This is a genomic window from Haloferax sp. Q22 (genome assembly GCF_001482285.1).
In the GTDB taxonomy this organism is placed as follows: Archaea; Halobacteriota; Halobacteria; order Halobacteriales; family Haloferacaceae; genus Haloferax.
On the sequence record NZ_LOEP01000016.1, the window covers coordinates 1 to 26,193 of the forward strand.

The following is a 26,193-nucleotide window of genomic DNA, read 5'->3' on the forward strand; positions in this document are numbered from 1 at the left end:
ACACACTCGTTGCCTCCTCATTCCTTCCGAAAAGTAACACCGATAAGCCGCCGCAGTCATGCGGTTCTTCGCTTAGCTAAAGACGGATGGTACGTTCGGAGTTCTCGGCCGTCCTCGGAGTTGCACCAGAATCCGGGCTTGCCGTTGGCTTCGCCCTTCTTCTGGAGCGCGAAGAACGACCGCCATGCTTCGCGGTTCTTCCGTTCGATTTGCTGAACCGTAGACGCGCCGAGCGTGCCGCCGTAGCGCCCGCGATACTCGCTGATTTCCCACACGTCCGCGTCGGGGTCGGCGTAGTGTTCGCGGCGCTCGTAGTTGATTTCGTTCCAGAGAGCGGCAGAAGCGTCCAACAGGCGTCGAAGCAACTCCTCGTCCGCGTCGGACTGAGGAACCACCTCGAAGGTGTTGGTCCGCTTCATCACCAACACCTTGCATCCGAAGGCAGATGTATGTTTAGTTTTTGTATGTATGTATGTATGTATGGCGAAGAACATCCACGTAGTAGTGGACGACGACGTGCATGAACGGTTGAAGCGAATCAAGGACGACCACGGCCTGACGTGGGAAGGGATGTTGCTCCACGCGGCGAAGGATTTGGATACCCCGGACTGAGCATTGTCGGCGGTTGTGTCCCTGTTGTCGGATTCACGCCCGCCGTGAACGGCGGGACTCTCTCCTCGATTCAGGTAGGGGACGCTGAACGCTTTTTCGCGGCGACGCGCCACCGTCAGCCTCGCTCGTCACCCGTCGTCTCGTCACCCGCCGCCTCGTCGCCGGGGTACCAGTCGGCGTCGGCATCGACCCGGTTCGCCAGCACCGCGTTGACGACGACGCCGACGAGCAGGGCCAGCGAGCCGACGTACAGCCACGTCAGGATGAGCAAGACCCCGCCCGCGGCACCGTAGAGTTCGATGCTCTGCGAGACGCCGAAGTAGAGGCGGAGCGCCTGCAGCGACGCCGTCCACCCGAGCGCCGCGAGCGCGGCCCCCGGAACCGGTTCGAGCGGGGAGACGTCGACGCCCGGAAACAGCGCGTACATCGGAACGAAAAGCACGGTGAGCAGCGCCCACAGGAGAACCGGCGCGACGACCGACCACAACAGTTGTGTCACGCGGAAGGAGACGACGAGACCGGCGGCGGCGATGACGCCGACGCCGACCGCGACCGTCGCCATGACGAGGACGCTGTTGAGGAATCGCCTGAGCGCCGAGACCTCTTTCCGCGTGCCGTACACCTCGCTGAAGACGCTGTCCATCCCGCGAAACAGTCGGAGCGAACTCCAGAGAAAGATACCGAGGGCGAGCGCCGCGGCGCGTACTCGCCCGGCCGAGTTCCCGCTTACCGCTCTGAGCGTCGGTTCGAACTGCGAGAGGTCGACGCCGACGAGCAGTTCGAACGTGGGGAGCAAAGCTTCGACGCGGCCGTACGTCGTGACGAGGACGAAAAGCAGGAGCGTCAGCGGGACGAGCGAGTTGAACGCGTAGTACGCGAGACTCGCGGCCGTCACCGTGACGTTCTTCTCGCGGATGACGGCGAGCGTCCGCGCGGCGAGGCGGCGGGCTCCGTCGCGGTCCATGAGCGTCCAACGCGAGGCCCACGTAATAGTTCGGTGGCGGGCCTGCGAGCGCACCACGCGGCCGGCGATGCGACGGCCCGGGAGGAACAGGAACGGACTCGGAGAGGCTACTCGGCCGCCGTGAACTCCACCGCGTCGGCCTCGAAGTCCTCGACGAATGCGCCCTGGCCGCCGATACTGTAGGTTCCCTCGTCAGTTTCGACGACGAAGGCGTTCTCGACCGGGAAGGAGTTGTTCGCGGGTTCGAGGAGGCCCTGGCGGATGTCGACCACGCAGCCGTGAAGTTCGGTCGGGCCGTCGGTGTGGACCATCCGTCCGGTGACGGTCACGTCGAGGTCGATGCCCGCGCGCTCGCAGAGCGCCGCCTGCAGGACGGCGTGGCGGAAGTTGTGGTACATCGCCGGGAGCGGGTCGGGGTCGGTCGTGTACGCCTCTGCAGCCATCGGCCAGTAGTTCCCGAAGAAGGAGCCGACGATGACCGGGCCGAGGTGCGGTTGGGCGAAGACGATGGCCTGCGATTCGGAGTTCGACCGGGCGACCATCTCGCCGGGGGAGATGAGCCCCGTTCGCGAGTCGACGGTGAGCATCATGGGCATGAGTTCGTGCCAGACGCGCACCAGCGAGGCCACGCCGTCGAGCGCGAGGTCGTCGTGCGGTTCGACGCCGCTGACGACGAGCGAGACGAGCACGCCGCGCTCGCGGGCCGCCCGGAGTTCGTCTTCGACCTCGTCGAGCACGTCGTAGGGGAGCGACAGCGTGATTTCGGACTCGGCGCGACCGACGAGTTCGGCGATGCGCTTGAGCACCGTCACGCGGGACTTGATGACCTCGAAGCGCTCTTGGTCCCGTGCGGTGGCCGTGTAGCGCTCCTCCAGCGCGGGGCGCATGGACTCGACGCTCTCGGAGAGCGATTCGATGACCTCCATCGGCGGCAGCGGCCGAATCGTGGTCGGCACGACGTGGTCGTTGACCTCCACGAAGCCGCGCGATTCTAGTTCCTTGCTCACGCTGTAGACGTAGCGCTTGGAGACGCCCGCCGCGTCGGCGATCTGGCTCGCCTTCGCCTCCCCGAGTTCGAGAAGCGTCAGATACGTGTCGACGACCTTCTCTGAGAGCCCGAACTGCTCCAGGAGGTCGGCGAGTTCCCGGTCGTCCATGGTCGGACTGTCATCGACCATGATACTTAATGGCTCGAATCGCCGACGGCGCGGAGCACGACCGCGTCGGCGACGGTGACGCGGACGCCCCCATCGCCCGTGGCCGCGCCGCTCGCGCCGACTCGCTCGCCCGTCAGGAGGTCGGTTCCCTCGACTTCCGCGCCGAGTTCGACGGTCGTCGGCTCCCCGTCGAAGTTCAGGACGACGACGAGCCGGTCGGTGCCGTCGTCGCGGGCGAACGCGACCACGCGGTCGGACTCGACACCATCGTCTCCGGTGGGGGCAACGCTGGCAGAGACGGGTTCGACATTGCCGACTCGGAGTACCTTGTGCGCGTCACGGAGGCGGGAGAGTCGCCGGTGGAAATCCACGAGGTCGGTGTCGGCGTCGTGCCAGCGCATCGTCCCGCGCTGGTCCGCGACGCCGGTCTCCTGGCCGTAGTATATCATCGGCGCGCCGGGGAGCGTGAACGTCGCGGCCGCGGCCGCCCGAAGCGCGTCGTCGCCGACTGCGCTCCGGTAGCGCTCCTCGTCGTGGTTCTCGATGTAGCGAAGTTGCACGGCGTCGTCGGGAAAGCCGTGCCAGCGGGCGTCGGCGACCGCGTCGAGGACGGCCGTCGCCGGTTTCTCGCCAGTGCCGACGTCGCGGAGCGCCCCGTACAGCGTCGTGTCGTAGTGGGCGTCGAACTCGGTCTCGTGGTACGCGGGGTCCCGCGGGATGGTCTCGTCGAGGAGCAGGAAGTCGGGGTCGTCGGCCTTCACTCGCTCGCGGACCTCTTTCCAGAAGCCGTGGGGGACGCCCCACGCCACGTCGCAGCGGAAGCCGTCGACGACCGCCGCCCACTCGGTGACCACGTCGAGCATCCACGACCGGACCGCCGGCGAGTCGTAGTTGAGGTTCGGGATACGCGTCCAGTTGAAGTAGTATTCCGCCGCGCCGGGGCCACCCCAGTCCACGTCGGAGGGGTGCTCGCGCTCGGGAACGCGGGCGTAGTGGTCCTCGTAGCCGGGGACGCCGGTCGAGTGGAACTGGAAGGCCGGGTGGTCCCGCGACGTGTGGTTGATGACGAGGTCGAAGACGACGCGGATGCCGGCGTCGTGACATCGGTCGACGAGCGCCTCGAAGTCCTCGCGCGAACCGAGGTCCGAGGCGGTCTCGAAGTAGTCGGTGACATGGTAGCCGTGGGTCGTGTGGCTCTCCAGTATCGGCGTGAGCCACAGGCAGTCGACGCCGAGCGATTCGAGGTAGGGGACGCGCCGGGCGAGTTCGTCGAACGTCGGGTCGGGCGTCTCGCCGACGAACGACCGGACGAACACCTCGTAGACGGTCGCGTGGTGCGCCCACTCGGGCGCGTCGCCGGGGCGCGAGATGGCAAGACCAGAACCGGACTCGTCGCCGACGATACCGGGGTCCACGACCAGCGTGTCGAGAACCGAGTGCCGGACGTGCGGTTCACCCGACCCGGTCGTCGTCTGGACCGCGACGGCGTGGAACCGAACCGACTCCGACGAATCGAATCCGCGGAGCGTTTCGACCGGGACGCGCAGATGGTCGTCGCCGACCTCGCAGTCGCCGGGTTCGAGCGCGTCACGGCCGTCGAACAGGAACTCGACGGCGATCGTCGCCTCCTCTCCGTCGGGCGCGGGCTCCGCGTCCGCGACGACGACGAGTTCGGTTCGGTCGGAGTTCTCGCCTCCGTCGGCGTCGCCGTCAGTTACCTCGGTTCGCCCGTCGAGTCGGACCCGTGGGCGGCCCGGTCCGGGGACTTCGACGTCGCCGCGGACCTGTTCCGCGAGGTCGTCGTGCGGGGCAAACCCGAACGGGTGCGTGCCCGGCGGGAGGGCCACGTCGAGGACGTAGTCGTCGCCGACGCGGCGCGGTCGGTCGTGGCCGACGAGACGGTCGTTGAACGGGCCGATGACGGACACCTCGTCCGGCGATGCGGGTTCGAGGTCGGCCGCGGGAACCGCCATCGTCGCCGGGCGGCGGTCGTCGGGGAAGGCGCGAACGGTCTGTTCGTGGTGGTCGTCGGGCGCGTCGAGTTCGAGACGGTAGGTACCGGGAACGTCGGGGGAGAGGTGGACGACCGGCCCGGAGCCGACCGTCGCGGCGCTCTCCGCGGGCGCGTCGAGAACGTGCCAGCGGTACGTTGCGTCCCGTTCGGGGGCTCTCGGGGCAAGTTCGACGGGGCGGCCGACCGTCGTGACTCGCGGCGGACCGGGGTGATGCATACCCCACCTCGGGTGAGCGGGGTCCTTACCGTTTCGAAACCGCATGAAAGTTTGAAGGAACATTACACCAAGATTATTATCTGCGGGGGTCCCACGACTCAGCAATGCAACTACGCGACGCGCTGGCCGACTACAAGCGGCACGCAGACCACCCGACTCGGTTTCCGGGCGAGCGACGGACGACGAGCGGCCTGTTTTCGGGGCTCGGTGACCGACTGGTCCACGTCGAGACCGACGGCTCGCTCCGCGACTTCGGCTACCCCCTGTCCGGGCTCTGGGGCGTCGAGCGGTCCCGATTCGGCGTCCGCCCCGTCGGCGACGACGCGGGCGTCTACTGGTTCGACGAGGGCGCGAGCCAGTCGTACGCGGGCGACGGCGCGCTCGTCGTCACCGAGCACGAGACGCCCCACGGCGGCGTGACCCAGTACGACCTCGCGGTCGGCGACGGCCACGTCAGCCGGTTCGAGACCGACGCCGACGTGGAACTCGTCGCCTTCGTCCACTTCCAGCCGGACGGCCGCGACACGCTCGTCGGGCAACTGACCCACGGGGATGCGGTGGAAGCGTACCACGCCGAGGAACACGACTTCCTCGCGTCGTCGCCGGCGTTCGAACACGTCGAGGGACGCGTGCCCGAGGGCTTCGACGAACTGCTCTCGGAGGGCGAGGTCGAACTGCCGCGCCCCCGCACCGACGACTGCTACGAGGAGGGCCAACTGAGCGGCGCGGTCGTCGGGACGGTCCCGTTCGAGTCGGGCGCGGCCGCGGTCGGCCACCTGCTCACCGACGACACCGAGACGGGCCGCGAGGACGCGCTGGACCGCGTCCGTGGCCTCGTCGCCCGCGACCTCGACGACCTCCGCGAGCGCGCCGCGACGGAAGTCGAAGGCGCGGTGCCCGACCACCGCGAATCGGCCGCGATGCGCGCCGACATCCGCGTGCTCTCGCTGCTTTCGGGTGCGCTCGGCCTCCGCATCGCCGGCCCCGACTTCGACCCCTACTACGCCTACTCCGGCGGCTACGGCTACACGTGGTTCCGCGACGACGCCGAAATCTCGACGTTCCTCTTCGAGTCCGACGAGCGACTCGACCTCGGCCTCGACGCGTGGCACGAGCGGAGCGCCCGCGCCTACTGCCGCACCCAGCGCGAGGACGGCTCGTGGCCCCACCGCGTCTGGCCCTTCGACGGCTCGCTCGCCCCCGGCTGGGCGAACGCGCGTCTCGAATCCGGCGACGACGCGGACTATCAGGCCGACCAGACGGGGAGCGTCATCGCCTTCCTCGCGGCCTACCATGACCGCTGTGCCGACGACGACCTCCGCGCCGACATCGAGGAGACGCTCTCGCGCGCCCTCGACAGCCTCGACGACACCCTCGGCGACGACGGCCTTCCCGTGGACTGCCAGAACGCGTGGGAGAACATGACCGGCCGGTTCAGCCACACCGCCGCGACGTTCCTCGAAGCCTACGCCGAACTCGCGCTATCTGACCTCGATTCGGCGCTGACTGACCGGGCCGCGGCGCGCGCCCGCGAGGTGTACGAGGGTATCGACCACCTCTGGAGCGAGGGCCGCGGCTGTTACGCGCTCCGCGTCGCCGACGGCGAACTCGACGACCGCTACGACTCCGCCGCGCTCGCGCTCGCGTCGGCCCACCGGACCTACGACCGACTCGACGGCGTCGACGACGACCGGCTGGACCGGCTCGTCCGCCACGTCGAGTCCGTCTTCGACGGCCTCTGGCACGACCCCGACGACAGCGACGTGAAGGGACTCGTCCGCTTCGAGGGCGACGACTGGCGGATGCGCGAGCAGTCCTCCGAGAAGATTTGGACCGTCTCGACCGCGTGGGGCGCGAACGCCGGCGTCGAGCTCGCCGCCCTGCTGGCCGAACACGGCGACGACCGGGCCGGGGAGTTCGCCGACGAGGGCCGGGCGCTCCTTGACCTCGTCCTCCCCGACGGCCCGCTGTGCACCGACGAGGGCTACCTCGCGGAGCAGTTCTTCGACGACGGCACGCCCGACAGCGCGACGCCGCTCGGCTGGCCGCACGCGCTCCGGCTGGCGACGCTGGCGACGCTCGACGCCGACGACGCCTTCGACGGGGAGTAAGTCGGCGGCGACGCGGCTGTCGAACAGCGAGGGACCGCCGCGAGAAAACAGCGAACTACTTCTTCACGCCTGCTGCGTCGGGGCCGCGCGCCGCTTGGACTCGCGGTAGAGGAGCGACTCGCCGGTCCGCGGGTGGAAGACGTGGAGGTCCGACTCGTCGAAGGTGACGCCGACCGTCTCGCCCGTCTCGGGTTCGATGTCCGAGTCGACGCGGGCGATGAAGTCGGGGCCGATGTCGAGGTGGAGGTAGTTGTCCGAGCCGATGGGTTCGACGACGCCGACGGTCGAGTCGACGACGTTCTCGCCGGACGAGGCCGTCACCACGTCCTCCGGGCGGACGCCGACTCGGAGGTCGGTCGCGTCGGTGGCCTCGCGGAGCGTCGCCGAGAACGATTCGGACAGGCGGTAGGAGAACGCCCCGTCGCCGACGAGGACGAGACGGTCGCCCTCGCGTTCGACCGACACGTCGAGGAAGTTCATCGAGGGCGAGCCGACGAAGCCGCCGACGAACTCGTTGGCGGGGTTCTCGTACACGTCCTTCGGGCGGCCGACCTGCTGGAGTTTCCCGTCGTTGAGGATGACGATTTTGTCGCCCATCGTCATCGCCTCCTCCTGGTCGTGGGTGACGTACAGCGAGGTGATACCGAGTTCGTTCTGGAGGCGCTGAATCTCGGTGCGCATCGTGGTGCGGAGCTTCGCGTCGAGGTTCGAAAGCGGCTCGTCGAACAGGAAGACGCGAGGCTCGCGGACGATTGCCCGCCCGAGCGCGACGCGCTGTTTCTGCCCGCCGGAAAGCTCGTCGGGCTTGTCGTCGAGGAGGTCCTCGATGCCCATCATCGCCGCCGTCTCGCGGACGCGCTCGCGGCGCTCGTCCTTCGAGAGGTCGGTGCTCATCCGCAGGCCGAACGCCATGTTCTGCATGACGGTCTTGTGCGGGTACAGCGCGTAGTTCTGGAACACCATCGCCACGTCGCGCTTGCGGGCGTGCTGGTCCGTGACGTCCTCGTCGCCGATTCGAATCGTGCCGCCGGAGGGCGATTCCAACCCCGCGACCATGCGGAGTGTGGTCGATTTCCCGCACCCCGAGGGACCGACGACGGTGATGAACTCGCCGTCCTCGACGTCGAGCGAGAGGTCCTCGACGGCGACGACGCGACCCCGGTCGTACTCCTTGCGAAGCGCTTCGAGCGTGAGACGTGCCATTACTCTCTGTCTGTCCCCATCGTCCATAATCGTTTTCCTATTTTCTGAATTTGTGATGCAATAGTTCGTATTATATTTTATCGCTTGTTTTCGGCTTACTGAAAGCCTCTACACCACATATCGTGAATCGAACCCGACCACCAGAGTGGCAATTTTCTCCGCGAATGCGGCCGTCATTCCGAACTATTAAATATATGAACACATAGTTCATCATAGATTCGTTATGCCAATGAACCGCCGCACAATCCTGAAGCAACTGGCAGGCACGACGGCCGTCGGCGCACTCGCAGGGTGCGTGGGCGTGTCGGAGACCGATTCGACGCAGACGCCCGAACAGAGCGGTGCGGAGGGCGACGACGGTGGCGAAGAGACCACCGCGGGAGCGGAGACCGAGTCCGCGGGCCCGAGCGGGACGTTCACGCTCTGGCATCAGCGCGCGGAAGCCGAGAAGAAGGCGCTCGAAGCCAACGCCGAGACGTTCACCTCGGAGACGGACCACACGGCCAAGCCCGCCGAAATCGCCGACCTCCGGAAGAAGACCACCTCCGCCATCCCGGCCGGACAGGGCGCGGGCATGTTCGACTGGGCCCACGACTGGACCGGCGAGTACTACCAGAACGGCTTCCTCTCGGACCAGAGCGACCAGCTGGACGTGGACCTCTCGGTCTACACCCGCCCCGCGCAGGAGGCGGTCCAGTTCGACGGCGCGACCGTCGCGCTCCCCTACGCGGCCGAGACCGTCGGCCTCATCTACAACAAGGAGATGGTGGACGAAGCGCCCGAGACCATCGCCGACATGACGGCCATCATGGAGGAGTACCACGACCCCGAAAACGGGATGTACGGCCTCAGCTACCCGCTGGACGCCTACTTCATGAGCGCGTGGGCTCACGCCTTCGGCGGCTACTACTTCGACGAGTCGAACGTCGAACTCGGCCTGTCGAACGAGGCGACCCTCGACGGGTTCCAGTTCATCCTCGACAACTTCGTCCCGTACCAGCCGAAGGACACGGGCTACGACCCGCAGGCGGCCGTCTTCCTCGAAGGCAACGCCCCGTTCGCCATCAACGGACCGTGGTTCCTCGGCGACGTTCGCTCCAACGACATCGACGCCGGCATCGCCCGGCTCCCCTCGCCCGAGGGCGACGCCGAGCCCAAGCCGTACACGACGGTCAAGCAGCTCTACTTCACCTCGACGCTGGAGGGCGACGAGGCGACGGCGGCCGCGTCCCGCGCGTTCGCCGAGTGGTACACCACGAACACCGACGTGCTCTCGGCGAACGCCGAGGAGTTCGGCTACATCCCGGTCCACAAGGAACTCGCTTCGAGCAGCGACCTCCCCGAGGCCGTCCAAGGCTTCTCGGAGTCCGTCTCGCTCGGCACTCCCATCCCGACCCACCCGAACATGGGCGACGTGTGGGGGCCGCTCGAAGACGCCTTCAACAGCGTGAAAAACGGCGACGCGGAGCTCGAACCCGCGTTCACGAAGGCCGAAGAGAGCATCCGGTCTAACTGGGAGTAAGGACGATGAGCGTCGTCGACAGCGCCGTCGAGCGCGTCGCGGACAGCCCGGTGGTGAGCAAGGACGACCTACCCTTGCTGTTGGTACTGCCGGGGCTGTTCGTCTTCCTCGCGTTCATGCTGTTTCCCGTCCTGTACCTGGTGTATCTCTCGTTCACCAACGCGGAGCCGGCCACGCTGTTCCAGGGCAAAGAGCAGTGGGTCGGCCTCGCCAACTACGTGACGGTCCTCTCGGACGGCCAGTTCTGGAACTCGATGGGCGTGACGTGGCTGTTCGTCGCCACGTCGGTCGCGCTCAAGGTGCTCGTCGGCCTCGGCATCGGGCTCGTGGTGACGGGCGAGCGCGTCCGCGGCAAGCGGTTCATGCGAGCGCTCATCATCATCCCGCTCGGCCTGCCGGGTATCTTCACCATCACCATCTGGCGCGGTATCTTCAGTTCGGCCGAGTTCGGCCTCGCCAACCAGTTCCTTCGGATGGCCGGCCTCGACTCGGTCGCCTGGCTCTCCGAGCGCTGGATGGCCTTCCTCGCCTACAACGTCACCGAGGCGTGGCTGGCGTACCCGTTCATGGTCATCATCACCGTGAGTGCCCTGCAGGACGTGTCCGAGGAGCTCCACGAGGCGGCGATGATAGACGGCGCGGGCTTCTTCGCCCGCTTCCTGCACGTGACGCTTCCCTCTATCAAGCGCCCCGTGCTGTTCGCCTCGATTCTCACGGCCGCGGCGTCGTTCCAGCAGTTCCTCATCCCGTACGTGTTCAATCAGGGCGGGCCGTCGCGGACGAACGAACTGCTCATCGTCTACGGCTACCGCGAGGCGTTCCGCTTCCAGAAGTACGGTGAGGGCGCGGCTATCATGCTCGTCGCCGTGGCCGTCATCGGCGTGTTCATGATGCTGAACGTTAAGAAGGGACAGCTCGCCGACGGGGTGGACGACGCATGAGCGTCATCTCCGACATCGTGGCCGAACTCGCCGACGACGCGCGGGCCGCCGCAATGGCTCCCGTCGAGTCGGTCAAGGACGCCAAGTACACCCTCGAAGGCATCCGCGAGGGGCGCGTCAGCCCCGCGACGGTGCTGAAGACCGCCGGCATCACTCTCGGTGCCGCGGTCGTCGTCGCGCTCCTGTTGTTCCCGCTGTACTGGGTCGCCGTCGGGGCCTTCTCGGGCACCGGCGCGTCGCTGTACTCGTCGAGCGGGATTCGCCTGTGGCCGGCCGACCCGACAATCGAGCCGTTCCTGTGGGTCATCGGCGACCTCATCGTCCCGAGCTACCGCATCAGCCTCGGCCTCGGCGGCTACGAGGTGTTCCTGCAGACACCCGAACTGACGTTCCTCGACGTGTCGCAGTACGGGGTCACGGAGACCTCCGAGTTCAAGCGGTTCTTCGCGAACAGCCTCACCGTGGCGATTCCGACGGTGCTGCTCGCGATGTGTCTCATCGTCCCCAGTGCGTACGCGCTGTCGCGCCGGCAGTTCATCGGCCGCTCGAAGGTGCTGTACGGCTACGTGCTGTTCACCCAAATCGGCGGCGGGCTGGGCGTCGCGCTCCTCATCGCGCTGTACGCCCTGTTCGTCCAGTTCGGCTTCAACGACAGCAAACTCGCGCTGTCGGCGTACTACGCCGCCACCGCGGTTCCGTTCAACACGTGGCTCCTGAAGACGTACATGGACGGGATTCCCGTCTCCTACGAGGAGGCCGCGATGATGGACGGCGCGCCGTCGTGGAAAATCGTCACCGAAATCATCCTGCCGCTGTCGAAGGCGGGGCTGGCGACGGTGTTCATCTTCACCTTCCTCACCGGGTGGACCGAGTTCGTCGTCGCCCAGACGCTGCTTTCGACGGACAACTACACGCTGCCCGTCGGGCTTTACTCGCTCGTCGGCCGGTACTCCATCCCGTGGGCCCGGTTCTCGGCGTTCGCGCTGACGTTCGCCGCGCCGATTATGCTCATCTACCTGTTCGCACAGCGCTACATCGAAGGTGGTCTGTCGTTCGGCGGGATGGAAGGCTGAGCCGCGTCGGGCGCATCCTCGATACCGTCTTTTTCGATCGCCTCATCGCGTGAGTCGGTGGCACGCGCGTCGCTCGAATCCGAAGTCCTTAACCCTCCCCTGCCGGTAGTTCCGCCAACTCGCTGGCAATGCGGGCACGCCAGAGGGCACCCGTCACGAACGGGACGAAATGTGGTCTCAGGGGGATTCCCCGACGGACTGAATCGCAAGCGCCCGCGGTGATATACAATGGCACGAAGCTTCTATTCCCACATCAAGGAAGCGTGGAAGACCCCGAAGGAAGGCAAGCTGGCCGAACTCCAGTGGCAGCGAAAACAGGAGTGGCGCGAGCAGGGCGCTATCGAGCGCATCGAGCGCCCCACCCGCCTCGACAAGGCCCGTGAGCTCGGCTACAAGGCCAAGCAGGGCATCGTCGTGGTCCGCGTCTCCGTCCGCAAGGGCGGCGCGCGCAAACAGCGCCACAAGGCCGGCCGCCGCACGAAGCGCCAGGGCGTCAACCGCATCGGCCGCCGGAAGTCCATCCCGCGCATCGCGGAGGAGCGCGCCTCGCGCAAGCACCCCAATCTGCGCGTGCTGAACTCCTACGGCGTCGGACAGGACGGCTCCCAGAAGTGGCAGGAAGTCATCCTCATCGACCCCGAGCACCCGGCCATCCAGAACGACGACGACCTCAACTGGATCTGCGACGACACCCACGACGGCCGCGCCTTCCGCGGTCTCACCAACGCGGGCAAGAAGAACCGCGGTCTCCAGAACCGCGGCAAGGGTACGGAGCACATCCGTCCCTCCATCCGCGCCGGCAACGGCCGCGGCAAGTAACGTCCCGCACACCGCGCCAATCTTCTCTCTTTATCGACCGCCGAGCCGTTGCTTCGTCTCCGTCGGAATCGACGGCCCGTACGCTTATTCCGGCCGGTCAGAACTACTGACACGACTGCATGGTCAGTATCGAACTCGGCGGGCCGCTGCTCCTCGCCGCCGCGGTCCTCGGAGCGGCGTGGCTATATCGGGACGCGAAGCGTCGGGCGATGGACACGGCGGACATGTGGGCGGTGGGATTCTTCGTCGCGTTCGTCCTCCTGCCGGTGCTCGGCGGCCTCGCAGTCTTCGTCTTCTATCTGCAGAACCGAAACCGGCGGCGCGGGTCGCCCGTCACGGTGCCCGGTGAGTAGGCACGGACGTCGCTCTGCGAGTCAAAGCGCAGTCCGAAAAGAAGCGTCGACGATTCAGAACGGCGACGTGGGACCGAGGTCCGCTTCGTCCTCGCCCTCCATGCCGTCTTCGACCGCGCCGTCCCACGCGTCGAAGCCGCCGCGGAGGCTGGACACGTCCGCGTCGACGTTGCTGTCCAGCACCGAGGCGACCTGTTTCGAACTCTTGCCGACGTAACACGAGACGACCACCTCGGCGGGCCACTCGCGGTCGAACACCTCGGGGCCGAGCGTCGCCGCCGGGAGGTTCTCCGACCCGGGGATGTGTCCGGACGTGTACGACGAGGGGTCTCGGATATCGATGACGGCGAGGTCATCGTCGTCGGCCAGTTTCTCGCGTAGTTCGTCGGGCGTCGTCTCGGCGACCATACCCGACGTGACGGACGGAGCGGCAAAGGCGCGTCGCTTCCGGCGATGCAGTCGTCGGAGGCGACGGCCCGGGTTCCGAGCCACGGGAGACGGTTCCGCCCGTGCCGCGGGTTTATTCGGGGCCGACGCCAACCTCGGGATATGACGCTCTCACTCGACGCCACCCAGTTGGACCGCTACTCGCGGCACATCATCATGGACGAGGTCGGCCCGGAAGGCCAAGAGCGACTGCTCTCGGCGCGGGTCGTCGTCGTCGGCGCGGGCGGATTGGGCGCGCCGGCCATCCAGTACCTCGCGGCGGTCGGCGTCGGCGAACTCGTCGTCGTCGACGACGACGTGGTCGAGCGGAGCAACCTCCAGCGGCAGGTCGTCCACCGCGACGACGACGTAGGCGTGGCCAAGGCCGAGAGCGCCGCCGCGTTCGTCCGCGGGCTCAACCCCGACGTGTCGGTCGAACCAGTCGAGGCCCGCGTGGACAAGTCGAACGTCCACGGGGTCGTCGCGGGCGCGGACGTGGTGGTCGACGCCTCGGACAACTTCCCGACGCGCTACCTCCTCAACGACGTCTGTCGCTTCGAGGGAATCCCGCTGGTCCACGGGGCGATATACAAGTTCGAGGGACAGGCGACGACGCTCGTCCCCGACGGCCCGTGCTATCGGTGTCTGTTCCCCGAAGCGCCCGAACCGGGGACGGTCCCCGACTGCGCGACGACCGGCGTCCTCGGCGTCCTCCCCGGCACGGTCGGCTGTATTCAGGCGACGGAAGCGATGAAGCTCCTTCTCGAGGAGGGCGAGGTGCTCGACGGGCGGCTCCTGTTTTACGACGCCATGGACATGACGTTCGAGACGGTCCCGTACCGGAAGAACCCGGACTGCCCCGTCTGCGGCGAGGACGGCGTCGACTCCATCGAGGACATCGACTACGTCGAGAGCTGTGCAATCGGCCTCGACTGAGGAGCGGGCGTAGTCAGTAAAGCGTTGCTGCTATTCGACGCCTGACTGGGGGCCAGCAACGGATACGGCAGGCGGCCCAGCGCCGACGAAGCTGATGGCGATAATCCAGTCCTCAGTAGTCGGGTTCACCACTCGCCTGATCGTGTGCGGCGGGACGTAGACGAAGTCACCTGCGTCGAGTTCGACCGATTCCTGACCAGCCGGCCCGTACTCCAGAACGGCGTGACCTGCCACGACATACCCGTAGACGTGGCGGTCACCGTTGTGATGCCACCCAGTTGTGACTCCACCGGCGACCCGTGACTGAACCACCATGGTATCCTCGGTCTCGAATATCGCTTGTCGTGAAACGTCGGTGGAGTCGTCTGGTTCTCCCAAACTGGCTCGTGTAACGACTGTAACTGCTTCCATGCCGGTACCCCGTCTACCTACGACTGGCAACGAGATAATCGCTCTCTCGAGAGCGCCACCAGTAGGTTCGAGCGCTGTATTCAGCAGGTCTCAGCAAACGAGTAGTAGTTGAGGATTCTAACAGCGCCGTCGTCTCGGGGGAGACGCGCTACCGGTCGAACTGGAACCCGCCGAACTCGTCGTCCGACCCGCCGTCGGTCGCTGCGCGAATCGAGTCGGCGTCCGCGTCGTCGACCACGTCGGCATCCGCGTCGTCGAAGTCCATCGCGTCCAGTTCTTCGACCGCCGTCGCGTCGCCGCCGACGAGGGCGTCCACCCGGTCGGCGAGCGCGTCGAGGGCGACCGTCTGGTCGGCCGTCGCGTCGGTGATGTCGGTCGTCGACGCCTCGGCGGCCGTCGCGTGCTCTTGGGCCACCTGAATCGTGGTCGTGACCTCCTCGATGTTCGTCGCCTGCGAGTCGGTCGCGCGGGCGACCTCGGTGACGCCGTTGGCCGCGGAGTCCGCGGCGTCCGCGATTTCGGAGAGCGAGGCGAGCACGTCCTCGATTTCGCCGGAAGCGACCTGAATCTGCTCGTGTGACTGCTCGGAGGCCAACACCGTCTCGTCGGCCTGTTCCTGAATCTCGGCGATGCTGTCGGCGATTTCCTCGGTGTGCTCGTGGGTCTGGTTCGCGAGCTGTTTGACCTCGTCGGCGACGACCGAGAATCCCTCACCGGCCTCGCCGGCGCGGGCGGCTTCGATGTTCGCGTTGAGCGCGAGCAGGTTCGTCCGGTCTGCGACCTCCGCGATGACCTCGACGACCTCCTCGATGACGCCCATGCGCTGTTGGAGTTCGGTCACGCTGTCGAGCAGTTCGTCGGAGATGTCGATGACCTGGTCGGTCGCGCTCCGGATGCTCTGGCCGGCTTCCTGCCCGTTTTCGGCGGCTGCGCGGGCCTGATTCGCCGCCGAGGCGACCTCGTCGGAGGTGGCAGCTATCTCCTCCATACTGGCCGAGAGGTCTTGCATCTCCTCTGCGCCCGTCGAGAGGAGGTCCGCCTGCTCCGTGACCTGCGACTCGATGTCGGTCGCGGCCGTCGCGGCCCGCTGAATCGCGCCGCCGAGGTCGGCTGTCGTGGCGTCGACCTCGCTGGCGAGGCGGTCGAACCGGGTCGCCATCTCGTTGAGGTCCGAGACGACCGCCAGCGTCTCGTCGTTGAGGACGTCCCGGTCGTCCGTGAACGACGCGCGGGCCGAGAGGTCACCTGCCGTGAGGCTCCCGATGGTGGTCGAGACCTCGTCGACGAGCGCCTCGGACGCCCGCTGTTTCTCCACGGCGTCGGTCCGGTCGTGGACCGCCTCGACGACGCCGACCAGTTCGTCGCCCTCGAACAGCGGTTGGGCGGTAAAGGCGATGTGGCGCTTCGCGCCGTTTCGGTCCGTCATCGTGCTGGTGTCGCGGTAGAGCCGGCGGCCCTCGTCGACCACGTCGAGCCCGTGGACTTCGTCGGCGGTCCGCGGGTCGTCGAGCACCTTGTCGGCGAGCGTCTTCGCCCGCCGACCGTCCGGGTAGAACAGTTCGCTCACGTGTTCCGACCCGAGCGCCTCCGACGCGGGGACGCCCGTGAGCTTCGAAATCGGGTCGTTCCACGCGATGATTCGGTTGTCGGCGTCGAGGACGAACACCGGCATCCCCACGCCGTCGAGCAGAGCACCCGTGTCCAGTCGCTCCGCCGCCAGCGCGACCGTCCCTCGTTCGTCCGCCTGTGCGCCACCGTCGGTCCGCGTCCGAGCCCCGACCCCCGGGACCAGCGCCGCGAGTCGCGAAAGCAGGTCCATACATTCTCCCCACGAGGATTGCCGGTATAACGCTACGCTCTAAGCTATCATATCTGATATTGGGTGGTACTGAATCGGTATCTTCGGCGAGCGGATGCGGAACACGAACGGTCGAGAAACGCGGTCGTCGGGTGGGAGAGCCGAGTAGGGGACCGGGGAGGGCCGGAGAGGGCCGAATAGGGGACCCGAGAAGACCGAATGGGTGACGAGCCATTCGGAGGGGTGCGGGGCCGCCCTGCGACGGGCGAGCGCGGCGTCAGTCGAGTCTGTCGGAACGATCGTCGTCGATGCGGTCGGAACGGCCGTCTGCGTCGAGACCACCGTCGGTCGCCGGGGCGTCGAGTTCGACGGTCGACGCAGCGTCGGAGTCGACGAGCGCGCCGTCGCGGCCCGCGGCGTCGTGGTCGACGGTGAACTCGGAGACGAGCGACATCAGCCGCTCGGACTGGGTGGCGAGACGGTCCGCGCCGTCGGAGACCTCGCTGAGCGAGGCGGTCTGTTCTTCGGCCGCGGCCGCGACCGACTCGGCGCGCTCGGCGGTCTCGTCACTGATATCGGACACGCGGTCCATCATCGACGCGACCTCCTCGGTCGAGGCGGCCTGTTCGTCCGTGGTCCGGCTGATTTCGTCGACGCCGTCGGTCGTCTCGCGGACGTTCTCGACGATGGTGTCCAGCGAGTCGCGGGCGGTCTGGACCGCGTCGACGCCGGAGTCGACGGCGTCGCGCGTCTCGCGCATCTCGGAGACGGACGCCGCGGACTTCGCTTGGACCTCCTCGATGGTCGCCTCGATTTCCTCGGCGGAGGCCTTGGTCTCGCCGGCGAGTTCCTTGACTTCGTTGGCGACGACCGAGAAGCCCTCGCCGGCCTCGCCGGCGCGGGCGGCCTCGATGTTCGCGTTGAGCGCGAGGATGTTCGTCTGCTCCGCGATGTCGGTGATGAGTTCGACGATGTCGCCGATTTCGGCCATGTCGCCTTCGAGGTCCTCGATGCGGTCGACCGTTCGGCGGGTCTGCGTCTCGACGGTCTCGATGGTGTCGATGGCGTTAGCGGCCGCCTCGTGGCCGTCCTCGCTCGCTTCGAGGGTGTGCTGGGCTGTGCGTTCGAGTTCGCTCGCCGAGGAGGCGACCTCCTCGATGGTCGCAGAGAGGTTGCTCGTCTCGCTCGTCGTCTGCCGGAGATTCTCGCGCTGTTCGTGCGCGCCCTCGGCCATGACCTGCGTGGATTCGCTGACCTGCCGGCTCGCGCGCTCTATCTCTTGGGAACTCGCGGTGACCTCCTGACTGGCCGCGGCGACGGTCTCGGCGAACTCGACGACCTCCGCGACGGTCGCTTCGAGTTCGTCGGCCATGTCGTTGAACGACCGCGCCATCTCGTTCATCGCGTCGTTGTCGGCGTCCTCGGACATCCGGCGCGTGAGGTCGCCGTCGGCGGCGTCCGCCATCGTCTCGCTGAACTCGGCCGCCTTCGCTTCGAGTTCGGTGATGAGGGCTTCGAGTTCCGTGTGCGTCTGGCCCATCGACTCGCCGAACGACCCCGGAATGTCTTCGTCGAGGACGGGGTCATCGAAGCGCTTGTCCGCGAGCGCCTCGGCCTGCCCGGCGACGGTTGTCAGATACGCCTGCATCGACTCGAAGGAGTCGTACAGCCGGCCCATCTCGTCGATGCGGGCGGTGTTCGGGAGGTCGCCGTCGACCTCGCCGTTGGCGATATCGTCGGCGTTGCGGGCGACGACCGAGAGCGACCGCGCGGTGCCGCGGCCGATGGTCGCACCGACGAGGAACAGCGCGCCGACGGCGAAGGCGACGAGGAGCATCACGTTCGTCGTCACCTGTGACTGGAGCGCGAACGCCCGGTCGGCCGGGACGTGGTAGGTGAGCACCCAGTCGGTGCCGGTGATAGGCGCGTACGCCATTGCGTACTCGCCGGACTCCATGCCCGTGCGGGCGGAGACGACATCGTAGCCGGTCTGCCCGGACAGCGCGGCATCGATGGCCTCGATGGACGAGCCGTCGGCGGCCGCGTACTGGTCGAGGATGGACGCCTTGCGGTTGTCGAAGAGGATGGTTCCCGACTCGGAGACGACCTTGGTGTCGCCGGTCGCATAGGGCGATTCGAACTGGTGGGAGCCGGCTTCCAGCGACGCCGTCAGGACGATTGCCCCGTTGGCGCCGGAGACGGGGGCGGCGAACGCGACGACCGGTTCGCCGCCGGACTCGTACGGCTCGGTGACGGTCACGGACTGGCCGGACGCCAGCGCCGCGGCGTCGTCGGCCCACGGCGCGGACAGCGAGTCGAGCGACTGCCCGGTCGCGCTGTCGGTCGTGCTGGCGACGACCGCGCCGGTGTCGGCGTCCACGTAGTGGAGCGAGTGAACGTCACCGGAGAGCTGGATGAGTTTCCCTTCGAGCCATCGTTGGTGGTCGGCCGCCGGGGTGCCCGCCGGCTGGTCGGCAAGCGACTCGGCGAGGAACGAGACGGTCGACTCCTTCGAGGACACCCAGTCGGAGACCGACTTGGCCTCCGTCGCCGCCGCGCCGCGAATCTGGGACTCGGTCTGCGACTCCACGACGGATTTGGTGTCGAAGTGGATGTACGCGCCCGCGCCGCCCATGACGACCACGATGAGGAGGAGCACGACGCCGAACTTCGCCGCGTAGCGGCGGCGAATCACGTTCGGAAGCGCTCGTTCGAGGAGGCTCGTCAGCCGCGAGAACGGGTTCATTGGTCACCCCCGGACTCGAAGAACTGGCGCTGGAGGAGTTCGACCTGTTCGACCGAGCCGTTGTGGACACGCTCGACGAGGTACGAACTCAGCGGTTCGAGCGCGGCCGTGAGGTCGACCCCGCTCGACGCGCCCTGATAGTTCAGTTCGCGGCCGGCGTCGACGAGGGTCCGAACCCGGTCGAACTCGCCGACTGAGACGGTGTGTCCGGTTCCACCCGAGACCGCCTGCAGGGCGTCGGCGATGGCCGGTCCGGACGCCTCGCCCGCGTACTCCGCCGCGGTCGCCATGAGGAACAAGGCGTCGTAGGCGTTCGCCGCATAGGGTTGCAGGGGCGCGATGTCGGAGAGCCGCTGGGAGAGGTGGAAGTAGCCGTCAGTCCGAACCGACGACAGCGAGGCGCTGTAGAAGCCCTCGTAATAGGACGGTATCTCGCCGTCGAAGAGGCCCGCCGAGAAGACCCACGGGGCCTCGTAGTCGGATGCGCCGTAGGCGTCGAGGACGCCTCCTTCCTGTCCGGGGACGCTGACGAAGCCGACCGCGTCGGGCGAGTCGGCGAACACCTCGTCGACGACGCCGCCGAAGTCGTCCGCGGCCGGGTCGTAGCTGACCTCGGTGACGACCTCCGCGTCGAGTTGGTCGCCGAGCGCGGTGCCGAGGTCCGAGCCGAACGCCCCGTCGACGGTGAGGAGGGCGACCCGGTCGGCGTCGGCGTACTGCGGCGCGTCGAGAATCTTCGCCATCGCGGTCGCTTGCAGGCTGTCGCTCGGGACGGTCCGGCCGAAGAACTTCCGCCCGTCGGAGCGCCCGGCGTCCGAGAGCCGCGGGTTCGTGCTCGCCGGAGACATCTCCATGACGGCGTCGTCGGCCGCCTTCGGAGCGAGCGCGAGCGACACGTCGCTGACGAGGCCGCCGACGAAGCCGACGACGCCCGCGTCGACCAGCGAGGCGTAGCCGTCAGTCGCGACCGACGCGGACCCCTCCGTGTCCACGGTGGTCAGTTCGACCGGCCGCCCGAGCACGCCGCCCGCGCGGTTGATGTCTTCGACCGCCTGCTCGGCGGCACGCTTGCCGTGCGTTCCAACCTGCTCCAGCGACCCGCTGACGGGCAACATCGCCCCGAATCGAACGGGCTCCCCGGACTCCGTTCCGAACGTCCCCACGCACCCGGACAGCGAGCCGAGCCCCACCGCGCCGGCGGCGGTGCGAAGAAACGTTCGTCTGTCGTACCTTGCTGTCACAGATTGCCCGAGACAACTCCCCCATATAATTTTGGGCCGCCAATTATCATACGCTGTATTTTTGGGAGGATTGTCCAACATCGAACACGAAATATGGACATGCTACCATTCGACATACAACCGGGTCGTCGCAGCGGGCGGGTTTGACTCGGGTCGCGCGCACCCCGTCGGCCGGGGCATCGTAGCGTTTTATCCGCCGGCCCGCCCACGTGCGGACATGACTACTCAGGGAATCGTCGGACAGTTCCTCTCGTTGAAAGAGGAGACCGACGCCGACCTGCTCGCCATGCAGTGCGGCGACTTCTACGAGTTCTTCGCCGACGACGCCGAGACGGTCGGCCGCGAACTCGACCTCAAGGTCTCCCAGAAGTCCTCGCACGGGTCGTCGTATCCGATGGCGGGCGTGCCGCTGAACGACCTGACGCCCTACCTCAAGGCGCTCGTCGAGCGCGGCTACCGGGTCGCCGTCGCCGACCAGTACGAGACCGAGTCCGGCGACCTCCGCCGCGAAATCAAGCGCGTCGTCACCCCGGGGACGCTCCTCGAAACGTCCCGTGCCGACGCGCAGTTCCTCGCGGCCGTCGTGACCGACGGCGACGGCGTCGGCCTCGCGTTCGCCGACATCACGACCGGCCAGTTCCTCGTGACCGAGGCCGAGACCGTCGACGACGCCGCGGCCGAACTCTACCGTTTCGCTCCCGTCGAAGTCCTCCCCGGCCCGGACCTGCGGAGCGACGACGAGACGCTCTCGCGGCTGCGCGAGGCCACCGACGCCTCTTTCTCGCTTTTCTCCGCCGAGGCGTTCGCGCCGGGTCGCGCCCGCCACGCCGTCCGCGAGCAGTTCGGCGCGTCAACGGTCGATAGCGTCGGCCTCGACTCCGACCTCGCGACCCGCGCCGCCGGCGGTGTCCTCGCCTACGTCGAGGAGACGGGCGCGGGCGTCCTCCGGTCGATGACGCGCCTGCAGGTCTACCACCCCTCGGACCTGCTCGAACTCGACGCGACCACCCAGCGTAACCTCGAACTCACGGAGACGATGCACGGCGACCGCTCGGGGTCGCTGTTCGACACGATAGACCACACCGTCACCTCGCCCGGCGGCCGCCTCCTCCGCGAGTGGTTGACCCGGCCGCGGCGCGACCGCGACGAACTCGCTCGCCGCCTCGACGCGGTGCAGTCGCTCGCCTCGGCTGCCCTCGCCCGCGAGCGCGTCCGAGAGGTGCTCGACGGGGCGTACGACCTCGAACGACTCGCCTCCCGGTCGGCGTCCGGAAGCGCCGGCGCGTCCGACCTGCTGTCGGTTCGGGACACGCTCTCGGTGCTTCCCGCCCTCGCCGACGCCATCGAGGGGACCGAACTCGCGGACTCCCCGCTCGCGGAAGTCGTCTCGCGGCCCGACCGGGACGCCGCGGCCGACCTCCGAACCGACCTCGCCGACGCGCTCGCGGAGGACCCGCCGAAGACGGTCACGCAGGGCGGCCTGTTCCAGACGGGCTACGACGACGAACTCGACGACCTCATCGAGCGCCACGAGTCGGCGAAGTCGTGGCTCGACACGCTCGCCGACCGCGAGAAGCGGGACCACGGCCTCTCGCACGTCACCGTCGACCGCAACAAGACCGACGGCTACTACATCCAAGTCGGCAAGTCGGTCGCCGACCAGGTGCCCGACCACTACCGGCAGATAAAGACGCTCAAGAACTCCAAGCGCTTCGTCACCGAGGAGTTAGAGGAGAAAGAACGCGAGATTCTCCGGCTCGAAGAGGCCCGCGGCGACCTCGAATACGAACTGTTCGAGGACCTCCGCGAGCGCGTGGCCCAGCACGCCGAACTCCTACAGGACGTGGGTCGGACCATCGCCGAGGTGGACGCGCTGGCGTCGCTCGCGACCCACGCCGCCGGCAACGGGTGGACGCGCCCCGAACTCACCGAGGCCGGAGCGCTCGACATCGAGGCCGGGCGCCACCCGGTCGTGGAGACGACGACCGACTTCGTCCCGAACGACCTCCGCATGGACGACGAGCGCGGCTTCCTCATTGTCACCGGGCCGAACATGTCCGGCAAATCGACGTACATGCGGCAGGCGGCGCTCATCACGCTCCTCGCGCAGGTCGGCAGTTTCGTCCCCGCGCGCTCGGCGACCGTCGGCGTCGTCGACGGCATCTACACCCGCGTCGGCGCGCTGGACGAACTCGCGCAGGGTCGCTCGACGTTCATGGTCGAGATGCAGGAGCTCTCGAACATCCTCCACTCGGCCACCGAGGACTCGCTCGTCATCTTAGACGAGGTGGGCCGCGGGACCGCGACCTACGACGGTATCTCCATCGCGTGGGCGGCCACCGAGTACCTCCACAACGAAGTGCGCGCGAAGACGCTGTTCGCCACGCACTACCACGAACTGACGAGCCTCGCGGACCACCTCGACCGCGTCGCCAACGTCCACGTCGCGGCCGACGAGCGCGACGGGGACGTGACGTTCCTCAGAACCGTCGTCGACGGCCCGACCGACCGGAGCTACGGGATTCACGTCGCCGACCTCGCGGGCGTCCCGCGCCCGGTGGTCGACCGCGCCGCCGACGTGCTCGACCGGCTCCGCGAGGAGAAGGCCATCGAGGCGAAGGGGTCCGGAACCTCGGAGCCCGTACAGGCCGTCTTCGACGTGGGAAGTGGGCAGATGAAAGTCGCCGAGGGCCGTGACGCCACGGGCGGCTCAGCGGGCTCCGACGCGGCCGCGAACGGCGCGGCGGGCAACGGGTCGGTCGGTGCGGTCGCCGACGCGAGTACCGAGACGGAGGCGGACGCCGAGCCCGCGCTGGACTCGGAGACCGAAGCCGTCCTCGACGAACTCCGGGCGACCGACGTGAACGATACGTCGCCGTTGGACCTGATGTCGAAGGTGCAGGCGTGGCAGTCGAAACTGGACGGCGGTGACGGCGAATGAGCGACATCAAACAGCTCGACGAGAAGACCATCCAGCGCATCGCCGCCGGCGAGGTGGTCGAGCGACCGGCCTCGGTCGTCAAGGAGCTGTTCGAAAACAGCCTCGACGCGGACGCGACGCGCATCTCCGTGGCCGTCGACGCCGGCGGCGTGGAGGTCGTCCGCATCCGTGACGACGGCGTCGGCATGAGCGAAGAAGACCTCGAACTCGCCGTCCGCGAGCACACGACGAGCAAAATCGGCGACATCGAGGACCTCGAAGCCGGCGTCGGCACCCTCGGCTTCCGCGGCGAGGCGCTCCACACCATCGGCGCGGTGTCGCGGCTGACCATCCGGTCGAAGCCCCGCGGCGGCGACGTGGGCACCGAGTTGAAATACGAGGGCGGCGAGGTCGAGTCGATTCGACCCGCCGGCTGTCCCGAGGGGACCGTCGTCGAGGTCGACGACCTGTTTTACAACACGCCCGCCCGCCGGAAGTTCCTCAAGACGACGGCGACCGAGTTCGACCACGTCAACGCGGTCGTCACGCACTACGCCCTCGCCAACCCCGACGTGGCCGTCTCGCTCGAACACGACGACCGCGAGGTGTTCGCTACCGAGGGCCGCGGCGACCTCCAGTCGACCGTGCTCTCGGTGTACGGCCGCGAGGTCGCGGAGTCGATGGTCCCTGTCGACCACAACGCCTCCGGCGTCTCCGTCTCGGGTCTCGTGAGCCACCCCGAGACGACCCGGAGCACCCGCGACTACCTCTCGACGTTCGTCAACGGCCGTTACGTCACGGACCGCGTGCTCCGCGAGGCCGTCCTCGACGCCTACGGCGGCCAACTCGACGCCGACCGCTATCCCTTCGCGGTGCTGTTCGTCGAAGTCGCCCCCGACGCCGTGGACGTGAACGTCCACCCGCGGAAGATGGAGGTCCGCTGGGACGACGAGTCTGGCGTCAAGCGCGACGTGACCGACGCGGTCGAAGACGCACTCTTGAGCAACGGCCTCGTCCGGTCGTCGGCTCCGCGTGGTCGGTCGAAAGCCGACGAGGCGGCTATCGAACCCGGCTCACCCGACGGCAACGACGCGACCTCGATGGACCCCCACGAGGTCCGGGAAGCGGAGCCGGACGGCGAAACAGACGACGACGCGAATTCCCCGTCCGTACGAGACGTGCAGTCGGCGCGGGAGGCCCGCGAGTCGGGCGCTCGGTCGAACTCGGACCCGGATGCGGCCGCGACCGACGACGCCACCCCGGACACCACGCCTGCAACTGAACGGGGGGCGGGGGTCGACGCCGAGAATCCGGCTGACGGCGATGCATCCGACTCAGCCGCCGAAACGCCGACCGACTCGGCCGGTTCCACTTCGACGCCAGCGTCCACGCCGCCGACGCCGCCCCGCGAGTACGACCTCGCGCCGGGTCCGGAGACGACCGAGCAGTCGTCGCTGGCGACCGACGACGGGTCCGAAGCGGGGGCGACACGGGAGGCGGGGTCGTCCGGCGACCACGAATCGGAGACCGAGCCGGGCAGCGGAACCCCTCCGCGTCGTCCCTCGCGCATCGCCGCACCGACGACCCAGCGCGACCTCTCCGGTGAGGAGGCGGACCTCTCGCCCGAGTTCGACTCGCTTCCGTCGATGCGAATCATTGGTCAACTCGCGGACACCTACATCGTCGCCGAGACCGACGAGGGGTTGGTCCTCGTCGACCAGCACGCCGCCGACGAGCGCGTGAACTACGAGCGCCTGAAGGGCGAGGTCGAAGGCGACACCCCGACGCAGGCGCTGGCCGACCCGGTCGAACTCGAACTCACGGCGCGCGAGGCGGCGCTGTTCGAGGAGTACCGCGAGGCGCTGGCGCAGGTGGGCTTCCACGCCGGGCGGACCGGCGAGCGGACCGTCTCGGTGCGGACCGTGCCGGCGGTGTTCGACGCCGCGCTTGACCCCGGTCTACTCCGCGACGCGCTGACGGCGTTCGTCCGCGAGGAGGCCGACGGCGGCCGGAAGACCGTCGACGCCGTCGCCGACGAACTGCTGTCGGACCTCGCGTGTTACCCCTCGATTACGGGCAACACGTCGCTCCGGGAAGGCACCGTGCTCGACCTGCTCGCGGCGCTCGACGACTGCGAGAACCCCTACGCCTGCCCACACGGCCGCCCGGTCATCGTCGAGTTCGACCGCGACGAAATCGCCTCGCGCTTCGAGCGTGACTACCCCGGCCACGGCGGGCGGCGACGCGAGGAGTAGCCGGCGCGGGTCGGTCGCGTTGCCCGCCGCTATCCGCGACCCGACCGCCGATTCTCGGAACCGATAGCATCGGCGAGGATTCAAGTCGGGGCACCGAGACGGTGGAGGCGATGAACCCGCTGGTCTTTCTGGGCATTTGCTTCGGGCCGCTGGCGCTCGTCGTCTCGTATCTCTTCACGGCGGCGACGGGACCGAGCGTACCGCCGTGGGCCGACGCGGCCGGGCAGGCGATTCGCCTCTACGGGACGGCGGCCGCCGTGGTCGTCGGCCCGCTGGCACTCCACGCCGACCGACTGGACCTCGCCCGCGAGAGCGACTGGGTTCCCTCGCCCGCCTACTACCTCGTTGCGATTCCGTTTCTGAGCATCCCAATCGCGTTCATCTACCTCGTCCGGCGATTGACGGCCGCGTGAGCAGGCGTGGGGACCAGATCGGCCGCAGGCGCTGCATTCGACGGCAACGCCGGACGTTTAT

20 protein-coding genes and 1 pseudogene are annotated in these 26,193 nt (G+C 67.9%); 11 read left to right on the forward strand and 10 right to left on the reverse strand.

The genetic code is table 11. The annotated features are described in order from the left end of the window. Positions 1-89: 89 nt before the first annotated feature. Positions 90-419 (reverse strand): annotated as a pseudogene (locus AM590_RS05340) (IS200/IS605 family transposon protein TnpB); the annotation flags it as partial. 61 nt (positions 420-480) lie between these two features. Between AM590_RS05340 and AM590_RS21240 the strand changes: the two are divergent. Further along, positions 481-612, forward strand: coding sequence for a hypothetical protein (locus AM590_RS21240; RefSeq protein ID WP_256364934.1), 132 nt, complete (start codon positions 481-483; stop codon positions 610-612). Between the two features lie 115 nt (positions 613-727). Here AM590_RS21240 and AM590_RS05345 read toward each other — a convergent pair whose 3' ends face one another. The 3 genes from AM590_RS05345 to AM590_RS05355 all read right to left on the reverse strand — a co-directional run bounded on the left by AM590_RS05345 (position 728) and on the right by AM590_RS05355 (position 4,964). Next, on the reverse strand, positions 728-1,576 hold the full coding sequence (locus AM590_RS05345) for a YihY/virulence factor BrkB family protein (protein WP_050458649.1): 849 nt from the start codon (positions 1,574-1,576) through the stop codon (positions 728-730). Positions 1,577-1,683: 107 nt separating this feature from the next. Further along, positions 1,684-2,754: a TrmB family transcriptional regulator sugar-binding domain-containing protein gene (locus tag AM590_RS05350; RefSeq protein WP_172795761.1), complete on the reverse strand. Its 1,071-nt coding sequence runs from the start codon at positions 2,752-2,754 to the stop codon at positions 1,684-1,686. Between the two features lie 5 nt (positions 2,755-2,759). After that, the gene (locus tag AM590_RS05355) at positions 2,760-4,964 is read right to left on the reverse strand and encodes an alpha-amylase family glycosyl hydrolase (protein WP_058826579.1); all 2,205 of its coding nucleotides are present in this window, start codon (positions 4,962-4,964) and stop codon (positions 2,760-2,762) included. A 104-nt stretch (positions 4,965-5,068) separates the two neighbouring features. Here AM590_RS05355 and AM590_RS05360 point away from each other — a divergent pair, with 104 nt between their 5' ends. Continuing rightward, positions 5,069-7,075, forward strand: a complete 2,007-nt coding sequence (locus AM590_RS05360; protein WP_058826580.1) for a hypothetical protein — start codon at positions 5,069-5,071, stop codon at positions 7,073-7,075. Between the two features lie 63 nt (positions 7,076-7,138). Here AM590_RS05360 and AM590_RS05365 read toward each other — a convergent pair whose 3' ends face one another. Beyond that, positions 7,139-8,278 carry an ABC transporter ATP-binding protein gene (locus AM590_RS05365; RefSeq protein ID WP_058826581.1) on the reverse strand — a complete coding sequence of 380 codons (1,140 nt, stop codon included), beginning with the start codon at positions 8,276-8,278 and terminating at the stop codon, positions 7,139-7,141. A gap of 229 nt (positions 8,279-8,507) precedes the next feature. Between AM590_RS05365 and AM590_RS05370 the strand changes: the two genes are divergently transcribed. From AM590_RS05370 to AM590_RS05390, 5 genes are all read left to right on the forward strand, one after another. Further along, the gene (locus AM590_RS05370; protein WP_082677680.1) at positions 8,508-9,800 is read left to right on the forward strand and encodes a substrate-binding domain-containing protein; all 1,293 of its coding nucleotides are present in this window, start codon (positions 8,508-8,510) and stop codon (positions 9,798-9,800) included. A 5-nt stretch (positions 9,801-9,805) separates the two neighbouring features. After that, entirely contained in the window at positions 9,806-10,741 is a 936-nt protein-coding gene (locus tag AM590_RS05375) for a carbohydrate ABC transporter permease (protein ID WP_058826583.1), read from the forward strand. Then, positions 10,738-11,814 (forward strand): sugar ABC transporter permease, encoded by a 1,077-nt coding sequence (locus tag AM590_RS05380; RefSeq protein ID WP_058826584.1) that lies wholly within the window; start codon positions 10,738-10,740, stop codon positions 11,812-11,814. The genes AM590_RS05375 and AM590_RS05380 overlap by 4 nt, the downstream gene beginning before the upstream one ends. A 228-nt stretch (positions 11,815-12,042) precedes the next feature. Next, a complete protein-coding gene (locus AM590_RS05385; protein ID WP_058826585.1) occupies positions 12,043-12,633 on the forward strand; it encodes a 50S ribosomal protein L15e in 591 nt (196 codons plus the stop codon). A 119-nt stretch (positions 12,634-12,752) separates the two neighbouring features. Further along, entirely contained in the window at positions 12,753-12,986 is a 234-nt protein-coding gene (locus AM590_RS05390) for a hypothetical protein (protein WP_058826586.1), read from the forward strand. 54 nt (positions 12,987-13,040) lie between these two features. Here the strand turns inward: AM590_RS05390 and AM590_RS05395 are convergent, their stop codons facing one another. Then, positions 13,041-13,394 carry a rhodanese-like domain-containing protein gene (locus AM590_RS05395; RefSeq protein WP_058826587.1) on the reverse strand — a complete coding sequence of 118 codons (354 nt, stop codon included), beginning with the start codon at positions 13,392-13,394 and terminating at the stop codon, positions 13,041-13,043. 141 nt (positions 13,395-13,535) lie between these two features. Between AM590_RS05395 and moeB the strand changes: the two genes are divergently transcribed. Further along, complete coding sequence (gene moeB, locus AM590_RS05400; RefSeq protein WP_058826588.1) at positions 13,536-14,348, forward strand: molybdopterin-synthase adenylyltransferase MoeB; 813 nt, start codon at positions 13,536-13,538, stop codon at positions 14,346-14,348. 30 nt (positions 14,349-14,378) lie between these two features. Here the strand turns inward: moeB and AM590_RS05405 are convergent, their stop codons facing one another. The 4 genes from AM590_RS05405 to AM590_RS05420 form a co-directional block, all read right to left on the reverse strand. Beyond that, positions 14,379-14,759, reverse strand: a complete 381-nt coding sequence (locus tag AM590_RS05405; RefSeq protein ID WP_058826589.1) for a cupin domain-containing protein — start codon at positions 14,757-14,759, stop codon at positions 14,379-14,381. A gap of 148 nt (positions 14,760-14,907) precedes the next feature. Further along, positions 14,908-16,578 (reverse strand): methyl-accepting chemotaxis protein, encoded by a 1,671-nt coding sequence (locus AM590_RS05410; protein WP_058826590.1) that lies wholly within the window; start codon positions 16,576-16,578, stop codon positions 14,908-14,910. A gap of 256 nt (positions 16,579-16,834) precedes the next feature. Then, a complete protein-coding gene (locus tag AM590_RS05415) occupies positions 16,835-19,303 on the reverse strand; it encodes a methyl-accepting chemotaxis protein (RefSeq protein WP_058826591.1) in 2,469 nt (822 codons plus the stop codon). Then, entirely contained in the window at positions 19,300-20,478 is a 1,179-nt protein-coding gene (locus tag AM590_RS05420; protein ID WP_394329094.1) for an ABC transporter substrate-binding protein, read from the reverse strand. Before AM590_RS05420 ends, AM590_RS05415 begins: the two co-directional genes overlap by 4 nt. 283 nt (positions 20,479-20,761) lie before the next feature. Here AM590_RS05420 and mutS point away from each other — a divergent pair, with 283 nt between their 5' ends. The 3 genes from mutS (at position 20,762) to AM590_RS05435 (ending at position 26,132) form a co-directional block, all read left to right on the forward strand. Then, on the forward strand, positions 20,762-23,485 hold the full coding sequence (mutS, locus tag AM590_RS05425) for a DNA mismatch repair protein MutS (RefSeq protein ID WP_058826593.1): 2,724 nt from the start codon (positions 20,762-20,764) through the stop codon (positions 23,483-23,485). After that, a complete protein-coding gene (gene mutL, locus AM590_RS05430) occupies positions 23,482-25,719 on the forward strand; it encodes a DNA mismatch repair endonuclease MutL (RefSeq protein WP_058826594.1) in 2,238 nt (745 codons plus the stop codon). Before mutS ends, mutL begins: the two co-directional genes overlap by 4 nt. A 110-nt stretch (positions 25,720-25,829) precedes the next feature. Next, the gene (locus AM590_RS05435; RefSeq protein ID WP_058826595.1) at positions 25,830-26,132 is read left to right on the forward strand and encodes a hypothetical protein; all 303 of its coding nucleotides are present in this window, start codon (positions 25,830-25,832) and stop codon (positions 26,130-26,132) included. Positions 26,133-26,193: the final 61 nt, after the last annotated feature.

Bases quoted from the DNA above. Each gene is read 5' to 3' on its own strand.
- AM590_RS21240 (WP_256364934.1), top strand. From the start codon at position 481: ATGGCGAAGAACATCCACGTAGTAGTGGACGACGACGTGCATGAACGG.
- AM590_RS05345 (WP_050458649.1), bottom strand. From the start codon at position 1,576: ATGGACCGCGACGGAGCCCGCCGCCTCGCCGCGCGGACGCTCGCCGTC.
- AM590_RS05350 (WP_172795761.1), bottom strand. From the start codon at position 2,754: ATGGTCGATGACAGTCCGACCATGGACGACCGGGAACTCGCCGACCTC.
- AM590_RS05355 (WP_058826579.1), bottom strand. From the start codon at position 4,964: ATGCATCACCCCGGTCCGCCGCGAGTCACGACGGTCGGCCGCCCCGTC.
- AM590_RS05360 (WP_058826580.1), top strand. From the start codon at position 5,069: ATGCAACTACGCGACGCGCTGGCCGACTACAAGCGGCACGCAGACCAC.
- AM590_RS05365 (WP_058826581.1), bottom strand. From the start codon at position 8,278: ATGGCACGTCTCACGCTCGAAGCGCTTCGCAAGGAGTACGACCGGGGT.
- AM590_RS05370 (WP_082677680.1), top strand. From the start codon at position 8,508: ATGAACCGCCGCACAATCCTGAAGCAACTGGCAGGCACGACGGCCGTC.
- AM590_RS05375 (WP_058826583.1), top strand. From the start codon at position 9,806: ATGAGCGTCGTCGACAGCGCCGTCGAGCGCGTCGCGGACAGCCCGGTG.
- AM590_RS05380 (WP_058826584.1), top strand. From the start codon at position 10,738: ATGAGCGTCATCTCCGACATCGTGGCCGAACTCGCCGACGACGCGCGG.
- AM590_RS05385 (WP_058826585.1), top strand. From the start codon at position 12,043: ATGGCACGAAGCTTCTATTCCCACATCAAGGAAGCGTGGAAGACCCCG.
- AM590_RS05390 (WP_058826586.1), top strand. From the start codon at position 12,753: ATGGTCAGTATCGAACTCGGCGGGCCGCTGCTCCTCGCCGCCGCGGTC.
- AM590_RS05395 (WP_058826587.1), bottom strand. From the start codon at position 13,394: ATGGTCGCCGAGACGACGCCCGACGAACTACGCGAGAAACTGGCCGAC.
- moeB (WP_058826588.1), top strand. From the start codon at position 13,536: ATGACGCTCTCACTCGACGCCACCCAGTTGGACCGCTACTCGCGGCAC.
- AM590_RS05405 (WP_058826589.1), bottom strand. From the start codon at position 14,759: ATGGAAGCAGTTACAGTCGTTACACGAGCCAGTTTGGGAGAACCAGAC.
- AM590_RS05410 (WP_058826590.1), bottom strand. From the start codon at position 16,578: ATGGACCTGCTTTCGCGACTCGCGGCGCTGGTCCCGGGGGTCGGGGCT.
- AM590_RS05415 (WP_058826591.1), bottom strand. From the start codon at position 19,303: ATGAACCCGTTCTCGCGGCTGACGAGCCTCCTCGAACGAGCGCTTCCG.
- mutS (WP_058826593.1), top strand. From the start codon at position 20,762: ATGACTACTCAGGGAATCGTCGGACAGTTCCTCTCGTTGAAAGAGGAG.
- mutL (WP_058826594.1), top strand. From the start codon at position 23,482: ATGAGCGACATCAAACAGCTCGACGAGAAGACCATCCAGCGCATCGCC.
- AM590_RS05435 (WP_058826595.1), top strand. From the start codon at position 25,830: ATGAACCCGCTGGTCTTTCTGGGCATTTGCTTCGGGCCGCTGGCGCTC.